This window comes from Georgenia sp. Z1344 (assembly GCF_057652375.1).
In genome coordinates this window covers 2811367-2830931 of record NZ_CM172728.1, presented here as the reverse complement: position 1 = coordinate 2830931, position 19565 = coordinate 2811367, and the positions used below count along the sequence as shown (strand labels likewise).

Below are 19565 nucleotides of genomic sequence, written 5' to 3'. Positions count from 1 at the left end.
CGCCCGCACGGCGGTGGTGCCAGCACCACCCCAGGTCGGCACCGGGCACCATGGGAAACCCGTCCGGCAGGCAGTGAGGTGGAGGCATGACACAGAGCAACGGCCCAGCAGCCCTCATCGCCAGCGACCTCACCACCACGTACGGGCAGGTCCGCGCCCTGGCCGGCGTCAGTCTCGCCGTCCCGGCCGGCCAGTCCCTCGCCGTCATGGGGCCCTCCGGCTCCGGCAAGACCACCCTCCTGCACTGCCTCGCCGGCATCCGCGTGCCGGACTCCGGCGAGGTCCGCCTCGGCGACGTCCCCGTCTCCTCTCTCGGCGACGCCGCCCGGTCCCGGCTGCGGCGCGAGCGCCTCGGCTTCGTCTTCCAGGACGGCCAGCTCGTCCCCGAGCTCTCGGCGCGGGAGAACGTGGCACTGCCGCTCATGCTGGGCGGCACCTCGCGCGGCCCCGCGCTCAAGGAGGCCGAGTCCTGGCTCGAGCGCCTCGGCATCGGGCACGCCGCCGGGCGCCGGCCGGGCGAGATGTCCGGGGGGCAGGCGCAGCGCGTGGCGGTGGCGCGAGCGATGGTCCACGGCCCGTCGGTCGTGTTCGCCGACGAGCCCACGGGGGCGCTCGACCAGGCCACCGGCCACGAGGTCATGCAGGTGCTGACGACGACGACACGCATGACCGGCGCGACCCTCGTCGTCGTCACCCACGACACGCAGGTGGCCAGCTGGTGCGAGCGGCTCGTCGAGCTCCGCGACGCCATGATCCACGCCGACACGAAGATGGAGGCCGCGCGATGAACCAGGTCCTCTCCCTCGCCCCCAGGCTCGCCCTGGCCCGCATGCGCGGAGCGAGGGCCGGCGCGACGCTAGACGTGCTCGCCGTCATCACCTTCGCCGTCAGCTCGTTCCTCACCCTCACCGTGGTCGGCGGCACGTGGATGTTCATCACCCGCTTCCGGGAGACACCGCAGTCCGTCGTCACCGCCATGGGGTTCGACAGCCCCGACGTCCCCGCCGCCATGGTCGACGGGCAGATGCAGATGTACGTGGTGCTCGCCGCCATCGCGTGTGCGCTCCTCGTCCTGCCGGTCCTCGGTCTCGGGGCCGCGGCCTCCCGGCTCGGAGCGCGGGGCCGGTCCCGCCGGCTCGCCTCGCTGCGCCTCGTCGGCATGACCGGCGGCGAGATCGTCACCCTGTCCGTGCTCGAGACGCTCGTCCAGGCCGCGCTCGGCACGCTGGCCGGCGGCGTCCTGTGGCTGCTCTCCCTCCCGCTGTGGCAGGCCGTGTCCTTCCAGGGCGTCCCGATCGGCGCGACGGAGATGCTCGTGCCGATCTGGCTCGGGCTCGCCACCGTGGTGGTCCTCATCGCGCTCGCCGCGCTGTCCACCGTGGTCGGCCTGCAGCGCGTGCGGATCAGCCCGCTCGGCGTGGCCGCGCAGCAGGTCCCGCCGCGGCTCAAGATGTGGCGGCTCGTCATCATGGTCGCCGCCGTGCTCGCGTTCGGCCTGGTCTCCCAGTCGTTCACCGACCTCATCCAGATCTCGGAACTCATCGGCTACGCGTTCCTCGTCGGCATGATGCTGCTGGTCATCGGGGCGCTCAACCTCGTGGGCCCGTGGGTCCTCCAGCTCGTGGCCCGCCCGCTCGCCCACACCTCCTCGGTGCCGCAGCTGCTCGCGGCGCGCCGGATCGTCGACGACCCGCGGGCCGCCTGGCGCAACGTCTCGAGCGTGGCCCTGCTCGGCATGATCGCCACGTTCACCGCGCTGCTGCCCTCGGACGCCGACACCCTCGGGTCGCAGCCGAGCGACATCATCATGGCGACCGACATGCGCACCGGCGTGGTCATCACCCTGGCCGTCGGACTGGTGGTGGCCGCGACGTCGACGCTCGTCAACCAGGCCTCCACCGTGGTCGACCGGGCTGACGAGTCGGTGGCGATGGACCGCGCGGGGACGCCTCGGACGATGTTCGCGGCGCTGCGCCGGCACCAGGTGCTCGTGCCGCTCGTCGTCACGCTCGCCATCTCGATCGGCGTGGGGCTGCTGCTCTCGGTGCCGTTCCTCGCGTTCGCCACGCCGAGCACGACCGGGATCCTCGTCATGGCGGCGACCGTGGCGCTGGGGCTGGTCCTCACGCTGCTGGCCGCGGAGACCTGCCGGCCGCTGCAGTCGACGGTGCTCGGCGATCAGCGCCGCCGCAACGACTGACCGCTCCCCCACCTGACCGGATCGCCGAGTGTGCGGTTCGGGATCGTCGAGAGTGCGGTCGGGGCCCTCCCCGACCGCACTCTCGGCGTGGGGTCTGCAGAACAGATGAGCGACACCTGATCTGCGCACCTGCACCCTCAGTCTCGGGGTTCGACCGACTTCCGTTCTGGGGCCAGGGGCGGGTCCTGACGGGACCGGGCGGCGATCCGCTCGGCCTCGTCGGCCACGTGAGGATGCAGCTCGCGCAGCACCGCGAGGACCTCGACGGGCAGCGGCTCCCTGGCCAGCACTGCGGACGCGAAGTACATCGAGTCGTCCCGAGCGATCTCGAGGAGACGGGCAAGGGGCGTGGCCGGGTCCACCACTTCCTTGTGCAGACGATTCATGTGCCAATTCTCGTCCTGCATGGCGCGATGCCTCGCGGTGGCCGCGCGGTGCGCGACCTCGTCGCGCTCATGCCGGATCCGATACTCGCGAGTGATCTCACCGAGCGGGGGGCCACCGGTCGGCGGGTGCGCGCGCTGGGCGGAAACGAATCGACGCCACAGGTCGTCGTCGGCCCCGATCCGCCACATGTAGTTGACGATCGCCGCACCGATGCGGTTCACCGGCTGTGCCTCGATCACCTCCAGCGGCGCATTCTTCTTCCTCGCGATCGACTCGGCCATGTCCGGGCGCGCCTCAACGAGACTGCGGAGCACGGCTTCGCTGAGACTCGGGTTCATGAGGACGGAGACGACGACGTTCATCGAGTCGGACCGGGTGAGCTCCAGGAGACGCCACTCGGGCGTCTCCCCGCTGCTCGCCTCCAGGGCATCGCGGTCGCTATCGGAAATCCTCATCATCTCAACGACAGGAGTGTCGTTGCCAACGCGTAGTCATAAGTTCTCGAGGTTACCTCTCGCGATCGCGCAGGGAGGCCGTCAGACCCACGAGGTAGGTGGACAGCGCGGGCGGCAGCCCTGCCTCGGCGGCCTCCAGGGCCTGCCCGAGCAGGGCGTCGACCTGCTCGAGGACGGCGGCCCGCGCGCCGGTGGAGACGATGATCGTGCGCAAGACCTCTGCCCCGTCGTCGTCGAGGTCGGGATCGCCGAGCAGCCGGTCGAGGTCGCGCCGCTGCTCCGGCGTGGCCCGCAGCGCCGCGACCCGGACGTGCTCGGTGCGCTTGCCGTCGCGCAGGTCGGAGACGACGGACTTCCCCGTCGTCGTGGGCTCCCCGAACAGGCCGAGGTCGTCGTCGCGGAGCTGGTAGGCGATGCCGAGCGGCTCCCCCACCTCGCCCAGGGCGGCCAGCGCGGCCTCGTCGGTCACGCCGGCGGCGACCGCCCCGAGCGTGAGCGGCAGCGTGATGCTGTACGAGGCGGTCTTCAGCGCCGCCACGGACAGCGGCCGGGCCGTCTCGGGCGGCGCGGTCTCGGACCACACGTCAAGGGTCTCGCCCGCGATCGCCTGCTGGAGCGCCGACAGCGCGGTCTGCGCGAGCCGCAGCCGCACGTCCGCCGGGGCGGGCGCCGACACGAGCGCCCCGAGCGCCGTGGTGATCGCGAGGTCGCCGGCGAGGACACCGGCGGCGGACCCGCGACGTCGGGCGTCGGTCGCGGTCTCCCCCGCCGCCTGAGCCGCACTCTCGACACGGGGGACGACGCCGACGCGCCCGTGCCGCACCTCGTCGCCGTCGATGAGGTCGTCGTGCACGCACAGGGCGACGTGCAGGAGCTGCTGCGCGCCGGCGACGCGGCGCAGCAGCGGGAGGTCCGCGCCTCCGGCGGCGTAGCAGGACGCGGCCACGAGCCGGGGCCGCAGGTACTTGCCGCCGTCGGCCGCTCGCGCGGCCGCGACAAGCTCGGTGAGAGCCTCCGACGACGCCGGGCCCGCGACCACCTCGTCCCACAGGTCCTCCGTCAGCGTGGCGGCGCCGGACATGAACGCGTCGACCTGGGCGGCGAGCGCAGAGACGTCCGACGACGGGGCGGGCGACGGTGGGGCGGGCGTCGTCGTCCCGTCCACCGCCGCGCTACCCGGCACGGGGCAGCACCCCCTGCTCGCGCATCTGCGCCACCTGCTCGACCGACCAGGGGCTGAACACCATCGGCGCGGCCCCGATCGCGGTCACGAGCTCGTCGACCTCGAGCCAGGCCCACTCCTCGACCTCGTCGGGCGCGGGCGCCGGGTCCCCGGCCACCTGACCGACGAACACGGGGCAGATCTCGTTCTCGACGATCCCGTCCGCCGCGACCGCCCGGTAGCGGAAGTCCGGCAGCACCGGCCGGATCCCCGTGACCTCGAGCCCGAGCTCCTCGCGCATCCGTCGGGCGATCGCGACCTCGACCGCCTCCCCCGGCGCCGGGTGCCCGCAGCACGCGTTCGTCCACACGCCCGGCCACGTCTGCTTGCTCAGCGCGCGCCGGGTGATGAGCGTCCGCCCCCGCGCGTCGAGCACGTAGCAGGAGAACGCCAGGTGCAGCGGCGTCTCCGTCGAGTGCACCTCGGCCTTCGGCGCGCTGCCCACGGGCGTCCCGTCCTCGTCGAGCAGCACGACCAGCTCGGGGGCCGTCACCGCGCCCCCTCCGGCGTGCCGAGGGCGGTGAGCACGAGGTCCCGCACGTCCGTCGCGGCGACCGACTCGACCGCGTCCCCGAGCAGCGACGCGTCCGACGTCAGCAGCATCGGCGCATCCGCCCTCGAGTCCGGGATCCGCCCGTGCGTCCCGCCCACGAGTCTCGGGTCGAGCGGCACCGTGCTCATGGCGTAGCGCAGCCCGGCCTTCTTCTTCACGAGGTTGAGCCCGGCCTTGGCCTTGGCGAGCCGGTCGGCCGGGTTGAAGAACAGCTCGGCCGGGTCGTAGCCGGGCTTGCGGTGGATGTCGACGCCGCGCGCGTACTCGGGCGCGCGATCGTCGTCGAGCCAGAAGTAGTACGTGAACCAGGAGCCGGGCTCGGCGACCGCCACGAGGTCGCCCGCGCGCTCGTGGTCGATGCCGTAGCGGGCCTGCTCGGTCCGGTCGAGCACCTCGTCCACCCCCGCGAGCCCCTGCACGACCGCCTTGACGCGCGGCAGGTCCGCCGGGTCCGGCACGTACACGTGCGCCACCTGGTGGTCCGCGACGGCGAACGCCCGCGACGTCCACGGGTCGAGCTGCTCGAGCCCCTGCTGGACGTAGACCTCGAGGAGGCCCTCGCGGCGCAGCGCCCGGTTGATGTCGACGGGCCGGTCGGCGTTCTCGATCCCGTACTCGCTCAGCACGATGACCGAGTACCCCAGCTCGAGCGCGTCGTCGAGCAGCGGGGCGAGCTCCCGGTCGAGCTCGGCGGCGGCCGCATCGGCCTCGGGCGCATCGGGGCCGAAGCGCTGGAGGTCGTAGTCGAGGTGCGGCAGGTACGTCATCACCAGGTCCGACGCCGGCTGACCGAACCGCCCCCGCAGCTGCCCGCGCGTGGCGTCGATGAGCCAGCGCGAGGAGACGATCGACGCGGTCGGCCCCCAGTACTGGAACAGCGGGAACTCCCCCAGCTCGCCGACGAGCCGGTCGTGCAGCTCGGGCGGCCGCACGTAGGCGTCGGGGCTCTTGCGACCGTCGGCGTGGTAGATCGGGCGCGGCGTGACGGTGATGTCCGTGGTCGCGCCCATGGCGTACCACCAGCCCATGTTCGCCACGTGGAGGTCCGGGGCGGTCCGCCGCGCGGTCTCCCACACCTTCTCCGCCTCGACGAGCCGGTTGTGCTGGCGCCACAGGAGCGGGTCGCCGACGCCGCGGAAGTACCAGCCGTTGCCGACGATCCCGTGCTCGCGCGGCAGGCGGCCGGTGAGGATCGTCGACTGCACGGAGCACGTGACGGCGGGCAGGATCGTCTCGAGCCCCACGGCCCGGCCCTGCTCACCGAGGGCACGGAGTCGGGGCATGGCGGCCAGGGTTTTCGGGGTGAGTCCGACGACGTCGAGGAGCAGGACGCGGTTCATCGGGCCACCTCCTCTCTCGTGCGGGTGGTGCCGGCGGCCGCGAGATCGGCCGCATCGGCGGTCGGGTGGACGGCGGTCGGGTGGACGGCGGCGCCGAGGTGCTCGGTCGCCCATCGGAGCTCGGCGGCGATGCCCTCGACCAGCGAGGTCGGCTGCAGCTGGTCCGGGAGGACGTGCCACGTGTACGTCTCGACGTCGAGGTGCGCCGCCTCGCCGTGCGGGGCGTCGAGGACGGCAGCGACGGCGGCGGCGAGCACCTCGGTGGTCGCGCGCAGGGGCTCGGCCGGCCGGGCGTGCAGGGGGACGTGGACATGGACGCGCCACGGGCGGTCGACGGGCCACGGCGGATCGGCGCGCAGGACGTCGACGAGGTCGTCGGCGGCGAGCGGCCGCTCGGCGTCAGCCGCGTCTCCCGCGTCCGGCCACACGCCGGCGGCCTGGGGCACGTCGCCGAAGTCCTCGGCGCCCGCGCCCGCACCCCCCACCGGCTGCGCCCGCACCTGGTGGACGTAGCGCGCCTCGGCGAACGGCTCGAGCGCGGCCATCGCGCCTGGCGCGCCCGGGTCCGGCACCTCGAGCGCCACGGAGGCCTGGACCTTGACCACCCACACGCCCGCCGCCGTCGCCGCGGCCACCGCGCCGACGGGGTCCGCGAACGAGACCGCGAGGTGGCAGGTATCGAGGCACAGGCCCACGTACCCGTCCTCGACGAGCGAGGGTCGGGCGCCGAGCCAGGCGACGACGTCGGACACGTTGTCGAGGATGCAGCCCGGTTCGGGCTCGATCGCGAGTCGCACCGTCCGCCCGGTCCGCGCCTCGAGGCCACGCAGGTGCCCGACGACGGCGCGCAGGTTCTCCTCCGCCGCGGCATCGGCGCTCGCGTCCCAGCCGGTGCGCCAGCCGAGCGGCAGCGTGGAGATGCTCCCCGTCCCGCCCTCCGGCAGCAGCTCCGCGAGCACCGTCGCGCAGTCCGTCGTGTACCGCAGCCGCTCGGGCGTGGTCCAGTCGGGGCGGTAGACGGCGAGCTTGACGACGTCGTCGTGGAAGCCCGTGTACGGGAACGCGTTGACGGTGCGCAGGGTGAGCCCCTCGCTCGCCAGCGCATCCCTCAGCCGGTCGCGCGCCGCGGCGTCCCCGGCGAGCTCGGCCGCCGCGCCGACGGGCAGCCAGAGTCCGACCCCGAGGGTGTCGAGCCCGGCCTCGCGCCGCACGGGACCGGCGTGGCGGTGGAGCTGATCGATGATCCCGTCGAGGTCCTCGGCGGGGTGGACGTTGGTGCAGTAGGAGAGCTCCATCAGTCCTCCCGCCGCGACTTCATGCCGCGTAGCACCGAGTTGCCCTCGAACAGGTCGGGGCCCTGCTTCTCCGGCTCGAACCCGGGGATCGGCTCGAGCTCGAGGCGCCCGGACTGTCCGTAGAACTCGACGGGGTTGCGCCACAGCACGCGGTCGACGTCGTCGTCGGAGAACCCGGCCGCGAGCATCGCGCGGCCGGTCTTGACGGTCTTCAGCGGGTCGGAGCGACCCCAGTCGGCGGCGGAGTTGACGATGACGCGCTCGATGCCGATGCGCTGCATGATCGCCACCACGCGGTCCTCGTCCATCTTCGTGTCCGGGTAGATGGAGAAGCCCATCCACGCCCCGGAGTCGGCCACCATGTCGACGCACGTCTCGTTGAGGTGGTCGACGAGCACCCGCTCGACGCCGATCCCGGCCTCCGCCACGGCGTCGAGCGTGCGGCGCGTGCCGGGCGCCTTGTCGCGGTGGGGCGTGTGGACGAGGGCGGGCAGCTCGAACTCGATGGCGAGGGCGAGGTGGCGGGCGAGGATGTCGTCCTCCTCGGGCGTCATCGAGTCGTACCCGGTCTCCCCGACGGCGACGACCCCGTCCTTGCCGAGGTAGCGCGGCAGGACGTCCATGACCTCGGCCAGGCGCGGGTCGCCGGCCTCCTTCGGGTTGAGCGCGATCGTGCAGTGGTGGCGGATCCCGAACTGCGCGGCGCGGAACCGCTCCCAGCCGATGAGCGAGTCGAAGTAGTCGACGAAGGACCCGACGTTGCTGCGGGGCTGGCCGAGCCAGAACGCCGGCTCGACGAGCGCCCGCACGCCGGCCGCGTACATCGCCTCGTAGTCGTCGGTGGTCCGCGACGTCATGTGGATGTGGGGGTCGAAGATGCGCATGTCACGCCTCCTGGCGGGTCTCGTCGATGAGGTGCAGGTCGTCGGGGACGGTGCGGCCGGCGGCGCGGCGCTCCTCGGCGAACCGGGAGGCCATCGCGGCGAGCTCGGCGTCCCGGCGCCGGTCGAGGTCGGTGACGACGGCGAGCGGGACGCCCATGAACACGAGCTTGAGCACGCCGTGGCGCCACGCGTGGTCGTCGAGGCAGGCGGCGGCGAACGGGCCCATCGCGGCGGCGACGAGTCGGGGGTCGTTCGTCCGCAGGGCGTCGGCGGTGAGGTCGAGGCCGGTGGCGCGCCAGTCCTCGGGCAGCTCGCCGGCCGCGGTCACGGCGCCGAGGCCGCGGATCACGCCGCGTCGTTCGGCGTCGTCGCCGTGCTCGTAGAGGGCACGAAGATGCCCGACGTCGGCGCCTGCGGCGCGCAGTGCGCGGACGAGCGCGGCGCGGGCGGCGTCGTCGGCGGTGCCGGCGAACCCGCCCGTGTCGGCCTCGTCGAGCGGCGCGCGGCCCACCTTGCGGCCGGCCTCGGCGAAGAACCGGGTCACGCGCGCGGGGTCGGCAGTGACCGCCGCGACGGCGCCCGTCGTCCACGGGTGCTGCCCGGCCGCCGAGCGGGGGTCGCCGGCCCCGGAATCGGATCGCATTCCCGCGCCGGACGGACCACTGCTCCCGGACCAGTCGGTCGCGCCGCCGGCGCGGTCAGCCCCTGCCGCCGGCGCTCCACCCGCCTCGGCCGCCGCGGCCCGCCACGCGTCGGCGGACGTGCGCGCGAGGCGCGGGGCGTCGTGGGAGTGCCGCGGGAGCTCGACCGCCGCGACGCCCGCGTAGCCGATCTCCCGCAGGGTCGCGATCGCGGCCGTGAGGTCGAGCTCGCCGTCGCCGAGCTCGAGGTGCTCGTGGACGCCGGGGAGCATGTCGTCGACCTGGACGTTGCGCAGCAGGTCGCCGGCCGCGCGCAGGGCGCCGACCACGCCCTCGGGCGCGACGGCGACGCAGTGCCCGAGGTCGACCGTGATCCCGACCTCGGGCGGGTTCCCGAGGTCGGCGCGCAGGCGCAGGGCGTCCGCGACGGTCTCGACGAGCATGCCCGGCTCCGGCTCGACGGACAGGACGACGCCGCGCTCGGCGGCGGACCCGACGAGGTCGGCGAGCCGCCCCACCATGAGGTCCCACCCCTCGGCCGCGTCGACGTCGCCCGGCAGGACCCCGCTCCACAGCGAGACGCAGTCGGAGCCGAGGATCTCGGCGATCTCGGCCGCGCGGCGCAGGAACGCCACGCGCCTGTCGGCCTCGCGGTCCACGAGGGTCGGGCGGTGCTTGACGCGGGGGTCGAGGAGGTAGCGGGTACCGGTCTCGACGACGGAGCGGAAGCCCCGGCGCTCGAGGTCCGCGGCGAGCGCCTCGGTGGCCGCCCGCCAGTCGTCGGCGAACGGGTCGAGGTGGGGGTGGCCGATCGTCAGGGCGACGGCGCCGTAGCCGGCCTCCGCCATGACGTCGAGCGCGTCGGACAGGCGGTGGTCGGCGAACCCGTTGGTCCCGTAGCCGAGCACGAACGCGTCGGTGGTCATGTCACGTCTCCCTTGGTGCGTGCGCGGGCGATGAGGCGGCTCACGCCCTGGACGGCGAGGAGCACGGCGGTCCCGGCCGCGTGTCCCGTGCGTGCGACGAGCGCCGTCTGCAGCGGGACCATCCCGCGGATCCCCTGCCGGGTGGCCGTGCGGGCATTGGCGGCTGTGGGCTCGCGGGCGGCGTCGAGCTGCGGGGGCAGGACGGAGCCGGCGTAGACGGCGGCGCCGACGATCGCCCCGGCGGTGGCGCCCTCGCGCGCGCCGAAGGGGATCGTCGCGGCCGTGCCGACCGTGACGGCCGCGGCACCCGACGCGAGCGCGCTGCTCGTGCCGTGCACCTCGCCCATCGAGACCGTGGTGACGGCCCCTGTGTGGACGGCGAGGAGACCGGCCGGCAGCAGGGCGCGGCGCCAGCCCGGGCCGGCGGCCCCCATGAGGACGTCGAGCCCGCGGCACACCGCCATGACCGGCGGACCGGCGGGCGTCGACTTCGCGAGCAGGTCGTAGGCCCAGACCGAGGCGGCGAGCGCGAGCGAGACGCGACCGTGCGCGCGGCCGGCGCCGAACGCCAGGCCGATCCCCGCGGCCGTCAGTCCCGCGCCCACGCCCAGCGCCATCTCACGGCTCACGCGCCCGGACGGGATGGGCCGCTCGGGCCGCTCGACGGCGTCGAGGTCGGCGTCGGCGTAGTCGTTGAGCGCCATCCCGGCCAGGTAGATGCAGGCCGAGGACGCCGAGAGCGCGACCCCCCGCGCGCCCACGCTCCCGCGGGCCGACGCCGCGCCGACGAGGGTGTCGCCGAGCACCGTGAGCGCGGCGGGCGCCCGGACGAGCTCGGCCAGGTCCCCCGGGGTGGTCATCGCCCGGCGCTGACGCGGGAGTCGTCGGCCGGCTCGCCCGTGCCGTTCGCGGAGCCGGCAGCCGGTGATCCGGCCGCGTCGTCGGTCGAGGGCGCGTCGCCGGTCGAGGCCGCGTCGCCGCCCGCCGGCCGACCCGCCGCGAACAGCGAGGTCTGCTCGACCCATGCGGCGTACCGCCGGGTCTGCTCGGCGAACGCGTGGACGTCGCTGCCCCACGGGTCCTTGAAGAAGCAGCCGAGCTCGGGGACCACGCCGGACAGGCCGGCGTCGGAGGCGAGGGCGAGCGAGCGGACGAGGTCGATGACGAGCGGGGCCGCGAGCGCCGAGTCGTGCGCGCTCCACGTGGTCTGCAGCGTGATCCGGCTGCCGAGGAACCCGACGGCGTGGACGTGGTCCCAGGCCGTCTTGAGGTTGCCCATGTCCGGCACGTTGTCGATGTGCAGCGGGGTGGCCACGTCCTCGCCGACGAGCGAATGGAGGCCGCGGGTCTTCGAGGCGAGCTTGGAGCGCACGGCCTGCGGGTCCGCGAGGGTGGCGCCGTCGCCGCCGCCGAGGATGTTCGTCCCGGCCCAGGACAGCACCTTGAGGTTGCGGCCCGTGAACATCGGCGCGAGGACGGTGCGCAGCAGCGTCTCGCCGGTCTTGCCGTCCTGTCCGGCGAACGGGACGCCGGCCGCCTCGGCCCGCGCGCGCAGGACCGGGAGGCTCATGCCGGCCGACGGCGTGAAGCAGGCGTAGGGCGCGCCCGCCTGGATCGCCGCGGCGGCGCCGATCGCGCTCGGCGGCAGGACCGCGCCGCCCGGGGTGTCGAGTGCCTCGCGCAGCGCCTCCTCGGAGTGGAACGCCGGGTGGTCGTCGGGAAGCGCCTCGGTCGAGGAGATGTCGACGACGACGACCGTGCGCAGCCCGTTGTTCGTCCGGAAGGCCGCGATGTCGGCGGCCATCTGGTCGATGTCGTGCTGCTGCGTGGGGCCGTCCGTCGGCGCGATCCGCACCTCGGGGTCGATGCGGGCAAGGTCCGAGGCGACCATCGAGACGATCTCGGCGGGGAAGACGCCACCGGCGGCGATCTCGGCGGCCTTCTTCTCCAGGGGTGTCCCTTCGACGTCGTGCCCGCCGACGACGATGTCGTCGAAGTCGGGGAACGGCGCGCCGCCGAGGTCGGCCGCGGCGGTGGTGACGCCGTAGGGCTCGGCGAGGCCGCGGGCGAGGGCACGCAGGCCCACCGTGGCGGTGGTGGCCAGCGATCCGCGCGCACCGATGAACCAGGCACCGACCTTCGCCGGCTGCGTGGTGGATGACGTCCTGTCAGACATGGGAAATACCCTCTCGACGACCTACCTGAGCGTCTGCACCGGGGGGAGGTACGGGAGCGCTCGTTGATCCCGTTCCTCGCACCCTATGTCAGTCGATCGGCGAATCAAATCCAGGACGGCGCACTTATGTTCACGTCGATAAGAAGGTTCTCAGCGCAGGTCGCGCGGGGCGGATAAGAGGGCTCTCACCTGGTCCTTCACCCGCCTCTCACGTCACGGCCGCACCATGGAGCCATGACGACGAACCGACTCACCACCGCCATCTCCACCACGACCGTCGCCCTGGCCCTGGTTCTCGCCGGGTGCTCCTCATCGACCGAGGAGGAGACGACCTCGGACGACCAGGGCGCGACCTCCGACTCCGACACCGGGGCCGGGTCCGACGACCAGAACGACGACGCCGGCGAGACCGGGTCCGATGCCGCAGGCGCGGGCTCGGGCGACAACGACGCGGACGACCAGGGCGAGACCGGGACCGACGACGCGGACGACGCCGACGACCAGAACGACGACGCCGACGACCAGGGCGACGACGCGGGCGCGGCCGCCGACCTGCCGGGCGTGGCCGACCTGGCCGCCGCCATCACCGCGGCCCTCGAGGTCGCCCCCGAGGGTGACGTCGTCATGATCGAGCGCGACGACGACGGCTTCGAGGTCGACGTCGTCGACGGCCAGACCCTCATCGAGGTCTCGCTGCGCCCCGACCACTCGATCGTCGAGCAGGAGTCCGACGACGTGGACGACGACACGCTCGCCGAGCTCGAGGCCGCCGAGCTGACGATGATCGACGCCATCACGGCCGCCGCGGAGGAGGGCGCGATCAGCGACGACCCGATGGTCGAGGAGATCGAGCTCGACACCGAGGACGGCACGGTCTACTGGGAGTTCGACTTCGACGAGGACGACGACGTGGACGTGTACGTCGACGCCGCCACCGGCGAGGTCCGCGTCGGCTGACACTGATCGCCCGACACCGACGGGCACGGCTCCCCGGGCACCACTTTCCCGGGGAGCCGTGCCCGAACCCGGACAGGACTCCCCCGCCGCGCCAGATCACGACCGGTGCGGTCCTCAATACGCTGAGTGGCATGCGCCGCCGCTCACGACCCGCGCCCCTCGGCCTCACCCTCCTCACCCTCAGCCTCGGTGCTGCAGCCTGCGGCGGTGACCCGACCATCCCGACCACGGAGCCGGACACGGGGTCCGCCCCCGCCCCTGCCCCCGACGTGCCGACCACCGACGCGGACGCCGGCCTCGATCCCGCCGACTTCACCAACATCGACCGCGACACGGCAGGCGCCCCCGCGGACGCGCCGAGCCTGACGGCCGAGGAGGTCGCCGAGCTCGAGGCGAGCGCGCTCGAGGAGACCGGGCACGACGTCGTGATGTCGATGTACCCGACGACCGTCTCCGTCAGCGACGTCGACACGTTCGCCTGGGAGATCTCGACGTTCGGGGCGGACGAGGTCGCCTTCGCCCACGTCGAGGGGCCGGGCGAGGCGCCGCTCGGCTCGCAGTCGGGTCCGATGTCGAACGCGTCGGAGGGCCTCCAGGGCGCGACGCAGCGGTGGACGGTCGGCATCTCGGAGGCCGTGACCAGCGCCCTCGAGGTGCGGCCGGGGGAGGTCCTCGGCACCGGCACGACGAACGACATCGTGGACCCGCTCATGGCGATCGGCATCCGCCAGGACGACGGCGCGCTCGTCCGGATCACCGTCGACGGCGAGTCGGGCGACGTCCTCAACGCCGTCGAGCTCGGCGGGACCGCACAGGCCGAGGGCGGTAGCGAGGGGCCGCTCGACGGCTCCGACATCCCGACCGACCAGCACGACTCCTGACGAACGCGCAGCGGGTCCGCCCACCCCGCGCAGGACACCCCGCCGGGGACCTCTGACCGGGGAGCCGTGCCCGGTCCGTACCGCCCCGCGGCACCGCTCGCGCGCCTACCTTGACGCCATGTCCCCCACGACCCGCCTCCGCCGCAGCGCCCCCGCCCTCCTCCTCGTCGCCGCGCTCGCCGGGGCCTGCGCCGGCGGGGACCCCGTCGGTACCGTCCCGCCGGACGGCCCGACGACGGGCCCCGACGGTCCGGCGCAGTCCTACCCCGACACCGACGACGTCCTCGACCTCGGCCCCACCGCGCTCGACACGATCGACGCGCTGCTCCTCGAGACCGAGGAGACCGTCCCCTCCCTGACGCCCGACGAGCTCCGGGCGATCGAGGAGCAGGTGCTCGACCACACCGGGCACGACACCCACCTCGGCATCAACCCTGACGACACGGGCTCCCACGATGCCTTCGACGCCTGGACCGTGTCCGACGACGAGATGGGCCTGACCGCGATCGTCGACGGACGGGTCGACCCTGCCGACGCGGAGACGTACCCGCTGACCGAGGAGGAGGCCGGTGGGACCGAGGCCCTCGACGTCGTCCAGGGCTGGCGGGTCCAGGCCTCCGAGGCGGCCGTGACCGCACTCGCGATCCACCCGGGCGAGGTGCTCGTCGTCATGCCGCCGGAGGAGCCCGCGTCGGTCGTCCTCGTCGGCATCCGCGCCGACGACGGCAGCGTCGTGCGCGTGGGGATCGACGCGGTGACCGGCGAGGTCCTCAACGTCGTCACCCCCGAGCACGACCCGGGGCAGGTGCACCCCGACGGGCCGGTGGACGGGGAGCAGGACAAGGGCGCTGTCCCGGCCCCGCACGCGCCGGACGACACCTCCGACGCACCGACGGCCTGACCTCGGCGCCCTGGCCGGGCCGCTCCGTCCCGACCTGCGAACACACGGGCTGAAGTACCCGTTCGACGATGGTGACCCACGACACCGTTCTTTCTACCGTCGTCGCATGAGCTCGTCGACGCGCACCCACGTGATCACCCGCCCGATCCGGACATTGACCGCGCTCGTCCTCGCCTCCGCCCTCGGCGTCGCCGCATGCTCCGGCGGCGAGGACGACCCGGTCGCGGCCGAGCCCGACGCCCCCGAGTCGACACCGACGGCGCCCGCCGAGCCCGAGGGGTCGCCGTCCGCGGACGCACCCGAGGACGGAGGGGCGGCCGGCAGCACGGAGGAGGACGCCCCGGGTGCCACGGACGGGGCCGAGGACGGCGACGACGGCACCGCCGACGACGGGGGCACCGACGACGGCGCCGCGGATGGTGCACCGTCCGCCGAGGAGCCGGACGACACCGGCGGCGACCCGGCGGCCGAGCTCGGCATCGACCCCAGCGTCCTGTCGGCCATCGACCTCGCGCTGGGGCAGGCGGGCAGCCGCCCCCTCTCGGTCGACGACGTCGCCTCCATCGAAGCATCCGCGCTCGAGGCGACCGGCCAGGTCGCCGTCCTGACGATCGCGCCGCAGGCCGGCGAGCCGCCGACGTGGTACGTCCGCACCGTCGGCGACCCCGCCGCCGGGCAGCTCGAGATCGGCGTGCTTCACCTGTCGGAGTCGCACGAGCCCTCGTGGGGCCCGGAGATCGAGCCGAGCGACGACGCGATCCTCGCCGAGTGGGGCCTGACCGCCACGGATGCCGCGACCACCGCGACCGAGACGGTCCCGGGCCAGATCTCGGGCATCGAGCAGGTCATCGCCGACCGGCCGATCCTCGCCGTCGGCGTCCTGCGCGAGGACGGCGGCCTGTGGCGCGTGCTCCTGGACGGCACGACCGGCGAGGTCCTCGCGACGAACCCGATCGAGCCGGACCTGTCGCCGACGCAGTGATCGGACCCGCTCAGAGCTCCCGGTGCACGAGCGTGTGGGTCGCCTGCGCGCGCGGCCGGATGACGATCGAGTCGAGGTTGACGTGCGCCGGCCGGGTGAGGGCGAACGTGATGACGTCGGCGACGTCGTCGGCGGTGAGCGGCTCGGCCACACCCTCGTAGACCTTGGCGGCGGCCGCCGCGTCGCCCCGGTAACGGTTGACGGAGAACTCCGGAGTGGCGACCATCCCCGGCTGGATGTCGAGGACGCGGATCGGCTCGCCCATGAGCTCGAGCCGGAGCGTGTCGACGATCATCCGGGCCGCGTGCTTGGCGCCGGTGTACCCGGCGCCGCCGGGGTAGGTGCCGGTCGCGGCCGTCGAGGTGACGACGAGGACGTCCCCGCCGCCGTCCGCGCGCAGGTGCGGCAGCAGCGCCCGGGTCACCCGCAGGGTGGTGAGCACGTTGAGGTCGTACATCCGCGCCCAGTCCGCCGGGTCGCCGTCCTCGACCCGGTCGGCGCCGACGGCCCCGCCGGCGTTGTTGACGAGCGAGGTGAGCGGGCCGCCGGCGATGACGTGGGCGGCGAGCGCGTCGACGTCGGCCTGGACGGTGAGGTCGGCGACGAACGTGTCGCAGCCGATCTCCTCGGCGAGGGCGGCGAGGCGGTCGGCGCGGCGGGCGGTGGCGACCACGCGGTAGCCGGCGCGTGCGAGGTGGACGGCCGTGGCCCGGCCGATGCCGGAGGAGGCCCCGGTGACGAGGGCGCGCGGGCTGTCGGGGGTGGTCGGCGCTGAGATCGGCGTGCTCATGGGTCCATCATGGAGCCCTCGGCAGCGCGCGGGGACCAGCGAAGGAGAGACGGACATGCGGATCGGTTTCATCGGCTCGGGGGCCATGGCCTCGGCCATCGCCCACGGGGTCGCCGCCTCGGGCGGCGAGCGGGACATCGTCGTCACCGACGTGGTCCCCGCCGCGGCGGAACGCCTCGCCTCCGGGGTGGGCGGCACGGCCGTGCCCGACGCCGCAGCCCTCGTTCGCGAGGTCGGTCCCGGCGGGCTCGTGGTCGTCTCGGTCAAGCCGCACGTCGTCCTCGGTGTGCTCGACCAGGTCCGCGAGGCACTGGCCGAGACGGGGGCTCCGGTCGTCTCGATCGCGGCCGGCCTCCAGCTGTCCACCCTCACCGCCGCCGTCCCGGACGGCCACCCGGTGGTGCGCGTGATGCCGAACGTCGCGGCCCAGGTCGGGGTCGGCGCCGCGGCCGTCTGCGGGAACGAGGCGACCACCGAGGAGCAGGTGTCCGCCGTCGTCGACCTGTTCGAGGCCGTCGGCACCGCCGAGGTGCTCGAGGAGCGCCTGTTCGGCGCGTTCACCGCGATCGCCGGGTCCTCGCCCGCGTTCGTGTTCCAGCTGATCGACTCCCTCGCCCGCGCGGCGGTGGCGGCCGGGATGCCGAAGGCCCAGGCCGTGCGGATCGCCGCCCAGGCCGCCGCGGGCGCCGGCACGCTGGCGCGCGAGCTCGCCGCCGAGGGCACGAGCCCGCAGGACCTCGTCGACCGGGTGTGCTCGCCCGGCGGCACGACGGTCGCCGGGATGGTCGCGCTCGACGCCGCCGGTTTCCCCGCCGCCGTCGTGTCCGGCGCGAACGCGGTGATGACCCGCGACGCCGAGCTGTCCGGGGACTGACCCAACGGTCCGAGGGGCAGCCTCTCGGGAGGCTGCCCCTCGTGCCGGTGCGCAGGTGCGGGTTCCCTCAGGCCTCGACCAGCTCCTGCTGGGCGCCCGCGAGCGCCGCGAACGCGCCGCCGGCGGAGACGAGCTCGGAGTGCGTGCCGCGCTCGACGACCCGCCCGTGGTCGAGCACGGCGATCTGGTCGGCGTCGGCGATCGTCGAGAGCCGGTGGGCGATCGTGATCGTCGTCCGTCCCTGCGCGAGCGTGTCGAGCGCCTCCTGGACGGCCCGCTCCGTGCCCGTGTCGAGCGCGGAGGTCGCCTCGTCGAGGACGAGGACGCGGGGGTCGCGCAGGATCGTGCGGGCGATCGCGATGCGCTGCTTCTCGCCGCCGGAGAACCGGTGGCCGCGCGAGCCGACCACGGTGTCGTAGCCGTCGGGCAGTCCGGCGATGAGGTCGTGCACCTGGGCGGCGCGGGCGGCTGACTCGATCTCGGCGTCCGTCGCGTCCGGACGCGCGTAGCGCAGGTTTTCGCGGATCGTCGTGTGCAGGAGGTAGGTCTCCTGCGAGACGACGCCGACCACGGAGGCGAGGTCGGCGAGCGCCATGTCCCTCAGGTCCACGCCGTCGATGGTCACGCGACCCTCGCTCGGGTCCGCGAGGCGCGCGACGAGCGAGCCGAGGGTCGACTTGCCGGAGCCCGTGTGCCCGACCAGGGCGAGGGAGGACCCGGCGGGCACGTCGAGGTCGATGCCCGTGAGCGCCGGGGTCTCGGAGCCGGGGTACCGGTACTCGACGCCCTCGAGGCGGACGTGGCCCGCGACCGTGCCAGGGTCGATCTCGACCGGCTCGGCGGGGTCGTCGATCTCGACGACGAGGTCGAGGTACTCGAACACGCGGCTGAACAGCGCGAGCGAGGTGACGACCTGGACGCCGACGTTGAGCACGCCCATGAGCGGGCGGAACAGCTGGGACTGCAGGGCCGTGAAGGCGACGAGCGTCCCGATCGTCATCCCGCCCGACGTGGCCGGGAGACCCGCGACGAGGTAGATGAGCGCGGGGATCGCGGCGAAGACGACGCTCAGGCTCGCCATGCGCCAGCGGCCGGCGAGCTGCGAGCGCACCTCGAGGTCCGCGAGCTGCTGCGACGTGGTCGCGAAGGTCGCCGACGCGGCCGGGCCGGTGCCGAGGATCTTGCCGAGCGTGATGCCGCTGACGGACAGCGACTCGTCGACCTGGCTCTGCAGGTCGGCCATCGCCCGCTGGCGACGCGTGGTGATCTCGCGGCGCAGGATCGCGACCCGGCGCGTGAGCCAGATCGCGGGCGGGAGCACCGCGAGCGAGAGGAGCGAGAGCTGCCAGGACAGGGCGACCATCGCGACGGCGGTGCCGATCGCGGTCGTCACGTTGGTCGCCATCGATGTGGCAGTCGAGGTGACGACGGACTGCATGCCCTGGATGTCCTGGGTGAGCCGGGCCTGGACCTCGCCGCCGCGCGTGCGGGTGAAGAAGTCGACCGACTGCCGCTGCAGGTGGCTGAAGACGTCCGTGCGCAGCCCGTGCATCACTCGCTGACCCACCGTGGTGGACATCCAGGTCTGCACGACGCCGAGGATCGCGGTGACGACCGTGACCGCCAGGAGCCCGCCCACCAGCCAGAGCAGGAGGGGGACGTCCTGGTGCGGGATCGCGTCGTCGATGAGGCTCCGGGTGATGAACGGGGTCGCGAGGCCCACGAGCGAGGTCGCGACGATGAGCACCATGACCGTGGCGATCGTGCCGCGGTAGGGCGAGAAGAGGGCGCCGATGCGGCGCAGGCTGACCGGGTGCTCGTCGAGCTGGGCCTTGTCGGCGGGGTCGAGCTGGGCGACCCTGCCCCCGGGGCCACCGAGCCCGGTCGAGCCGCCGGGCGCACCGTGGCCGCCGGGGCCGCCCGGGCCACCGGGCATCTCGGGGCCGTCGGCGCCGCGGGATCCGCGGGTGCCGCCGCGGCGGCCGGTCGAGGTGGACGTGGACGTATGGGTGGAGAAGTTCTGGGGTGCTGCCATGGCGCACCACCTCCTGTGCTGTAGGAGACGTCGGGCTCGACGGCGGGGTGACGGCCACGCCGGAGC

The 19565-nt window shown here is 74.1% G+C and carries 18 protein-coding genes; 7 read left to right on the top strand and 11 right to left on the bottom strand.

What is annotated here, in order from left to right; genetic code table 11:
* The first annotated feature begins 86 nt into the window (after positions 1-86).
* Together AC24FB_RS12955 and AC24FB_RS12950 are read left to right on the top strand one after the other, a co-directional pair.
* A complete protein-coding gene (locus tag AC24FB_RS12955) occupies positions 87-788 on the top strand; it encodes an ABC transporter ATP-binding protein (RefSeq protein WP_425714856.1) in 702 nt (233 codons plus the stop codon).
* The gene (locus AC24FB_RS12950) at positions 785-2200 is read left to right on the top strand and encodes an ABC transporter permease family protein (RefSeq protein ID WP_425714857.1); all 1416 of its coding nucleotides are present in this window, start codon (positions 785-787) and stop codon (positions 2198-2200) included. Before AC24FB_RS12955 ends, AC24FB_RS12950 begins: the two co-directional genes overlap by 4 nt.
* A 137-nt stretch (positions 2201-2337) precedes the next feature.
* Here AC24FB_RS12950 and AC24FB_RS12945 read toward each other — a convergent pair whose 3' ends face one another.
* Genes AC24FB_RS12945 through AC24FB_RS12905 form a run of 9 tightly spaced genes read right to left on the bottom strand, consistent with a single transcriptional unit; the run spans position 2338 to position 12079 of the window.
* Complete coding sequence (locus AC24FB_RS12945; protein WP_487560228.1) at positions 2338-3045, bottom strand: hypothetical protein; 708 nt, start codon at positions 3043-3045, stop codon at positions 2338-2340.
* Between the two features lie 49 nt (positions 3046-3094).
* Positions 3095-4225 (bottom strand): polyprenyl synthetase family protein, encoded by a 1131-nt coding sequence (locus tag AC24FB_RS12940; RefSeq protein ID WP_425714859.1) that lies wholly within the window; start codon positions 4223-4225, stop codon positions 3095-3097.
* The gene (gene idi, locus AC24FB_RS12935; protein WP_425714860.1) at positions 4215-4757 is read right to left on the bottom strand and encodes an isopentenyl-diphosphate Delta-isomerase; all 543 of its coding nucleotides are present in this window, start codon (positions 4755-4757) and stop codon (positions 4215-4217) included. The genes AC24FB_RS12940 and idi overlap by 11 nt, the downstream gene beginning before the upstream one ends.
* Positions 4754-6157: an alkaline phosphatase family protein gene (locus tag AC24FB_RS12930; RefSeq protein ID WP_425714861.1), complete on the bottom strand. Its 1404-nt coding sequence runs from the start codon at positions 6155-6157 to the stop codon at positions 4754-4756. The genes idi and AC24FB_RS12930 overlap by 4 nt, the downstream gene beginning before the upstream one ends.
* Positions 6154-7452 carry a metabolite traffic protein EboE gene (eboE, locus tag AC24FB_RS12925; RefSeq protein WP_425714862.1) on the bottom strand — a complete coding sequence of 433 codons (1299 nt, stop codon included), beginning with the start codon at positions 7450-7452 and terminating at the stop codon, positions 6154-6156. Before eboE ends, AC24FB_RS12930 begins: the two co-directional genes overlap by 4 nt.
* Complete coding sequence (locus AC24FB_RS12920) at positions 7452-8336, bottom strand: TatD family hydrolase (RefSeq protein ID WP_425714864.1); 885 nt, start codon at positions 8334-8336, stop codon at positions 7452-7454. The genes eboE and AC24FB_RS12920 overlap by 1 nt, the downstream gene beginning before the upstream one ends.
* Before the next feature lies 1 nt (position 8337).
* Positions 8338-9903 carry an EboA domain-containing protein gene (locus AC24FB_RS12915; RefSeq protein WP_425714866.1) on the bottom strand — a complete coding sequence of 522 codons (1566 nt, stop codon included), beginning with the start codon at positions 9901-9903 and terminating at the stop codon, positions 8338-8340.
* Entirely contained in the window at positions 9900-10763 is an 864-nt protein-coding gene (locus AC24FB_RS12910) for an SCO3242 family prenyltransferase (protein WP_425714867.1), read from the bottom strand. Before AC24FB_RS12910 ends, AC24FB_RS12915 begins: the two co-directional genes overlap by 4 nt.
* Positions 10760-12079 carry an inositol-3-phosphate synthase gene (locus AC24FB_RS12905; RefSeq protein ID WP_425714868.1) on the bottom strand — a complete coding sequence of 440 codons (1320 nt, stop codon included), beginning with the start codon at positions 12077-12079 and terminating at the stop codon, positions 10760-10762. The genes AC24FB_RS12910 and AC24FB_RS12905 overlap by 4 nt, the downstream gene beginning before the upstream one ends.
* 234 nt (positions 12080-12313) lie before the next feature.
* Between AC24FB_RS12905 and AC24FB_RS12900 the strand changes: the two genes are divergently transcribed.
* The 4 genes from AC24FB_RS12900 (at position 12314) to AC24FB_RS12885 (ending at position 15800) form a co-directional block, all read left to right on the top strand.
* Positions 12314-13036 carry a PepSY domain-containing protein gene (locus AC24FB_RS12900; RefSeq protein WP_425714869.1) on the top strand — a complete coding sequence of 241 codons (723 nt, stop codon included), beginning with the start codon at positions 12314-12316 and terminating at the stop codon, positions 13034-13036.
* A gap of 131 nt (positions 13037-13167) precedes the next feature.
* Positions 13168-13917 (top strand): hypothetical protein, encoded by a 750-nt coding sequence (locus tag AC24FB_RS12895; protein ID WP_425714870.1) that lies wholly within the window; start codon positions 13168-13170, stop codon positions 13915-13917.
* A gap of 118 nt (positions 13918-14035) precedes the next feature.
* The gene (locus AC24FB_RS12890; RefSeq protein ID WP_425714871.1) at positions 14036-14818 is read left to right on the top strand and encodes a hypothetical protein; all 783 of its coding nucleotides are present in this window, start codon (positions 14036-14038) and stop codon (positions 14816-14818) included.
* A 106-nt stretch (positions 14819-14924) separates the two neighbouring features.
* Entirely contained in the window at positions 14925-15800 is an 876-nt protein-coding gene (locus AC24FB_RS12885; protein ID WP_425714872.1) for a hypothetical protein, read from the top strand.
* A 10-nt stretch (positions 15801-15810) separates the two neighbouring features.
* Here the strand turns inward: AC24FB_RS12885 and AC24FB_RS12880 are convergent, their stop codons facing one another.
* Complete coding sequence (locus tag AC24FB_RS12880) at positions 15811-16590, bottom strand: SDR family NAD(P)-dependent oxidoreductase (protein ID WP_425714873.1); 780 nt, start codon at positions 16588-16590, stop codon at positions 15811-15813.
* 55 nt (positions 16591-16645) lie between these two features.
* On the opposite strand from AC24FB_RS12880, the gene proC reads away from it, so the two are divergent.
* A complete protein-coding gene (gene proC / locus AC24FB_RS12875; RefSeq protein WP_425714874.1) occupies positions 16646-17464 on the top strand; it encodes a pyrroline-5-carboxylate reductase in 819 nt (272 codons plus the stop codon).
* A 67-nt stretch (positions 17465-17531) separates the two neighbouring features.
* Here proC and AC24FB_RS12870 read toward each other — a convergent pair whose 3' ends face one another.
* Positions 17532-19400: an ABC transporter ATP-binding protein gene (locus tag AC24FB_RS12870; protein WP_425715050.1), complete on the bottom strand. Its 1869-nt coding sequence runs from the start codon at positions 19398-19400 to the stop codon at positions 17532-17534.
* Positions 19401-19565 lie beyond the last annotated feature (165 nt).

What these genes read in the sequence shown, in the direction of transcription:
- AC24FB_RS12955 (WP_425714856.1), top strand. Translation starts at nt 87, where the DNA reads ATGACACAGAGCAACGGCCCAGCAGCCCTCATCGCCAGCGACCTCACC.
- eboE (WP_425714862.1), bottom strand. Translation starts at nt 7,452, where the DNA reads ATGGAGCTCTCCTACTGCACCAACGTCCACCCCGCCGAGGACCTCGAC.
- proC (WP_425714874.1), top strand. Translation starts at nt 16,646, where the DNA reads ATGCGGATCGGTTTCATCGGCTCGGGGGCCATGGCCTCGGCCATCGCC.
- AC24FB_RS12930 (WP_425714861.1), bottom strand. Translation starts at nt 6,157, where the DNA reads ATGAACCGCGTCCTGCTCCTCGACGTCGTCGGACTCACCCCGAAAACC.
- AC24FB_RS12905 (WP_425714868.1), bottom strand. Translation starts at nt 12,079, where the DNA reads ATGTCTGACAGGACGTCATCCACCACGCAGCCGGCGAAGGTCGGTGCC.
- AC24FB_RS12880 (WP_425714873.1), bottom strand. Translation starts at nt 16,590, where the DNA reads ATGAGCACGCCGATCTCAGCGCCGACCACCCCCGACAGCCCGCGCGCC.
- AC24FB_RS12910 (WP_425714867.1), bottom strand. Translation starts at nt 10,763, where the DNA reads ATGACCACCCCGGGGGACCTGGCCGAGCTCGTCCGGGCGCCCGCCGCG.
- AC24FB_RS12890 (WP_425714871.1), top strand. Translation starts at nt 14,036, where the DNA reads ATGTCCCCCACGACCCGCCTCCGCCGCAGCGCCCCCGCCCTCCTCCTC.
- AC24FB_RS12915 (WP_425714866.1), bottom strand. Translation starts at nt 9,903, where the DNA reads ATGACCACCGACGCGTTCGTGCTCGGCTACGGGACCAACGGGTTCGCC.
- AC24FB_RS12945 (WP_487560228.1), bottom strand. Translation starts at nt 3,045, where the DNA reads ATGATGAGGATTTCCGATAGCGACCGCGATGCCCTGGAGGCGAGCAGC.
- AC24FB_RS12900 (WP_425714869.1), top strand. Translation starts at nt 12,314, where the DNA reads ATGACGACGAACCGACTCACCACCGCCATCTCCACCACGACCGTCGCC.
- AC24FB_RS12885 (WP_425714872.1), top strand. Translation starts at nt 14,925, where the DNA reads ATGAGCTCGTCGACGCGCACCCACGTGATCACCCGCCCGATCCGGACA.
- AC24FB_RS12920 (WP_425714864.1), bottom strand. Translation starts at nt 8,336, where the DNA reads ATGCGCATCTTCGACCCCCACATCCACATGACGTCGCGGACCACCGAC.
- AC24FB_RS12950 (WP_425714857.1), top strand. Translation starts at nt 785, where the DNA reads ATGAACCAGGTCCTCTCCCTCGCCCCCAGGCTCGCCCTGGCCCGCATG.
- AC24FB_RS12870 (WP_425715050.1), bottom strand. Translation starts at nt 19,400, where the DNA reads ATGCCCGGTGGCCCGGGCGGCCCCGGCGGCCACGGTGCGCCCGGCGGC.
- AC24FB_RS12895 (WP_425714870.1), top strand. Translation starts at nt 13,168, where the DNA reads ATGCGCCGCCGCTCACGACCCGCGCCCCTCGGCCTCACCCTCCTCACC.